Origin of the sequence: Micromonospora sp. SL1-18, from assembly GCF_047921505.1 — a bacterium.
Classification (GTDB): Bacteria; Actinomycetota; Actinomycetes; order Mycobacteriales; family Micromonosporaceae; genus Micromonospora.
The window spans coordinates 1-2,804 of record NZ_JBLROA010000151.1 but is presented as its reverse complement, the minus strand read 5'-3'; the positions used below and the strand labels follow the sequence as shown (position 1 = coordinate 2,804).

Sequence of the window (2,804 nt, the reverse complement as noted above, 5' to 3'; positions counted from 1 at the left end):
ACGACCTGGAGCCGTCGCCGACAACTTCCCGCTCGGCTGGCGGCCATGATTCGGCCGCCACGCCGCCAGGCGGCGCTCCGGACCGGATGAAGGACGTTCCGACACCGCGTCGCCGCCCGGCGCCGCCGCTGTCGCGGGTACGTCCACCCGCAGCCGCACCGGGCCGCGGCCGTGCCGGGCCGCGTTGGTCAAGCCCTCCTGCACGATCCGGTAGCCCTCCCGGGACACCGCCGCGGGCAACTCCCCGACCGCCCCGCTGACCAGCACGTCCACCTCCAGGCCGGCGGCCCGGGTGTCGGCGACCAACCGGTCCAGCCGAGCCAGCGTCGGCTGCGGGGCGGCGGGGGCGGGCCGGCGGGCGTCCTCGGACTCCCGTAGCAGCCCGAGCACGTGGTCCAGGTCGTCCATCGCGTGCCGGCTGGTCTCCTCGATCGCGCGTAGCGCCCGCCGGGCGAACTCCGGGTCGGCGTCGAGCAGTTCGCGGGCGGCACCGGCCTGGAGGGTGGCCACGGTCAGCGCGTGCCCGACCGAGTCGTGCAGCTCGCGGGCCAGCCGGTTCCGCTCGGCCAGCCGGGCGGCCCGGGCCTCCAGCGCGGCGATCCGCTCACCCTGCGAGGGGCCGAGCAGCACCGGCGCCATCGACGCGGCGAGCGCGCCCAGCCCAGCCACCGCGTACCCGAGCCCGACCAGCAACACCGCCCCGGTCAGCGTCGCCCCGACCGGGTCCGCGATCAACGGCCCGAACCCGTCGTCCGGGATCGAGGCCGGGTCGAGGCCGATCGGCCGGGCCAGGAAGACCAGCGCCATCGGGAGGGCGCTGATCGCCGCGAACAGCACCAGACCGCCGGTGAGCAGGTGCAGGGCGATCCAGAGCGCGGCGCGCAGCCGGGTCTCCCGGTCGATCCGGTGACCCTCCGCCGGCTCGGGCAGGTCGACCGCGAGCAGCGCCCGCGCGGCGGCGATCTCCAGGGCCCGGCTACCGGTCAGGAACACCGGCACGGCCGCGATCACCACGGCCCCCGGCAGCAGCCCGAAGACCGCCGACCGGGGTACGTCGTCGATGGCCAGCATCTGGGCGAAGGCCGCCACGAGCAGCGCGTACGGCAGCGCGAGCACCCCGCCGAGCAGCAGGAACACGGCACGCCGCCAGGTGCTCCCGCGCACCAACGGTCCCAGCACCCCGCCGACCCTCACCCGGCCATTCTTCCGCCCGGCCCGACCTGACGACCTCCCCCACGTCGGGGAGATCGGCCACGGTCAGCGGTGTTCCCGCACGTACTTCTCCGGGTCCTTGTCCAGGAAGGGCAGATTACGGCCGTTCTTGTGCTCGCCGTAGAACTTCAGCCAGCGCGCCCCCAGCTGCGCACGCAGCTCGACGTCGGCATGCCGGCGGAAGTCCGGCAGCGCCTCGTCCTCCTCCTCGGCCAGATGCTCGCTGTTCTCCCGGCGGGCCGTCCACACCGCCGCCCACCACGCGTCCGAGCCGACCTCGTGGCGCTTCGACTCGGCGATCGCGTCGCGGATCTTGTTGTGGTCGCCGATGGCGTCCTCGGTCTCCTCCGCGCCGTCTTCGCCGTGCCGCACCAGGTGCGGATAGAGGATCGCCTCCTCCGCCTCGGCGTGGATGTCCAGATGCAGGGCGAGCGCCTCCCAGACGGCCAGCAGCTCGGTCGGTTCGCGGGCGTCGTCGAGCCGGGCGAAACCCCGCCGGAAGGCGGCGTGGTCGTCGAGGATCAGCGCGGTGATGTCGTCCATGACAGGGTCACCTCCGGGTCCGGGCACGGATCAGCTTGGGTACGGCGGCCAGCCCGGTGACCGGCCGGAACTGGCGGGCGGCGGTGGCCAGCGCCGCGTACTCGTCGTCGGCCAGGTCGATCTCGGCGGCGGCGGCGTTGTGCTCCATCTGCTCCACCCCGGACGCGCCGGGGATGGCCACCACGTTCGGGTGACGCAGCAGGTACGCCAGGGCGATCTGGCTGGAGGTGGCGTCGTGCGCCTCGGCCACCTCACGCAGGGTGGCGATCAGCGCGGCCCCGCGTTCCAGGTTCTCCGGCAGGAAGTACGGGTTGGCCCGGCGGACCGCCCCGTGCGGCGGGTGCTTGGCGTCGTACCGGCCGGAGAGGAAGCCCTGCGCGAGCGGGCTGTACGCGATGACGATCCGGCCGGCCTGCTCCGCGTACGGGATCAGGTCCTCCTCGGGCCTGCGGTCGATCATGCTGTAGCGGACCTGGTTGCTCAGCACCCGGCGGCCCAGCGTCGCCTCTGCCGCCTGCCAGCGGCGCAGGCTGTAGTTGCTGACCCCGACCTCGCCGACCAACCCGACCCCCCGCAGGGCGCGCATGCCCCGCATCGTGGTGCTGTCGGCGACCACCGGGTTGGGTTGGTGCACCTGGTAGAGGTCGATGCAGGTGACGCCGAGCCGGGCGGCGGAGGCGACCGCTCGCTGCTGCACCACGGCGGCGACCGGCAACACCGGGAAGATCTTGCTGGCCACCACGACCTTGGCCCGGTCCTCGCCCAGCGCCGCGCCGAGGATCCGCTCACTGCGGCCGAAGCCGTACAGCTCGGCGGTGTCGAAGAGGGTGACGCCCAGGTCGATCGCCCGCCGGACGATGTCCGCCGCCCGGCGCTCGTAGTCGGGCCCGTAGCCCCACTCCTTCGACCCGAACTGCCAGGTCCCGAGGCCGATCTTGGAGATGGGCTTGGGAGTGGCGAGCTGCACGACGCGCATGGCCTGAAGCTACCCGGACAAGCGGGACGGCACGCCCGTTCCGGGCGGGACGCCAATGGCCGGGTGCGTCTCG

Annotated in this window: 3 protein-coding genes; all 3 read right to left on the bottom strand. The window is 73.9% G+C overall.

Features of this window, described 5'->3' with window-relative positions; genetic code table 11:
* Positions 1-1,164, bottom strand: a 1,164-nt coding sequence (locus ACNAW0_RS30145) for a sensor histidine kinase (protein WP_416291435.1), incomplete at its 3' end; no start/stop codon positions are given.
* 93 nt (positions 1,165-1,257) lie between these two features.
* The gene (locus tag ACNAW0_RS30140; RefSeq protein ID WP_416291434.1) at positions 1,258-1,755 is read right to left on the bottom strand and encodes a hemerythrin domain-containing protein; all 498 of its coding nucleotides are present in this window, start codon (positions 1,753-1,755) and stop codon (positions 1,258-1,260) included.
* A gap of 7 nt (positions 1,756-1,762) precedes the next feature.
* Positions 1,763-2,731, bottom strand: coding sequence for an aldo/keto reductase (locus ACNAW0_RS30135; RefSeq protein WP_416291433.1), 969 nt, complete (start codon positions 2,729-2,731; stop codon positions 1,763-1,765).
* Positions 2,732-2,804: the final 73 nt, after the last annotated feature.

Bases quoted from the DNA above. Each gene is read 5' to 3' on its own strand.
- ACNAW0_RS30140 (WP_416291434.1), bottom strand. From the start codon at position 1,755: ATGGACGACATCACCGCGCTGATCCTCGACGACCACGCCGCCTTCCGG.
- ACNAW0_RS30135 (WP_416291433.1), bottom strand. From the start codon at position 2,731: ATGCGCGTCGTGCAGCTCGCCACTCCCAAGCCCATCTCCAAGATCGGC.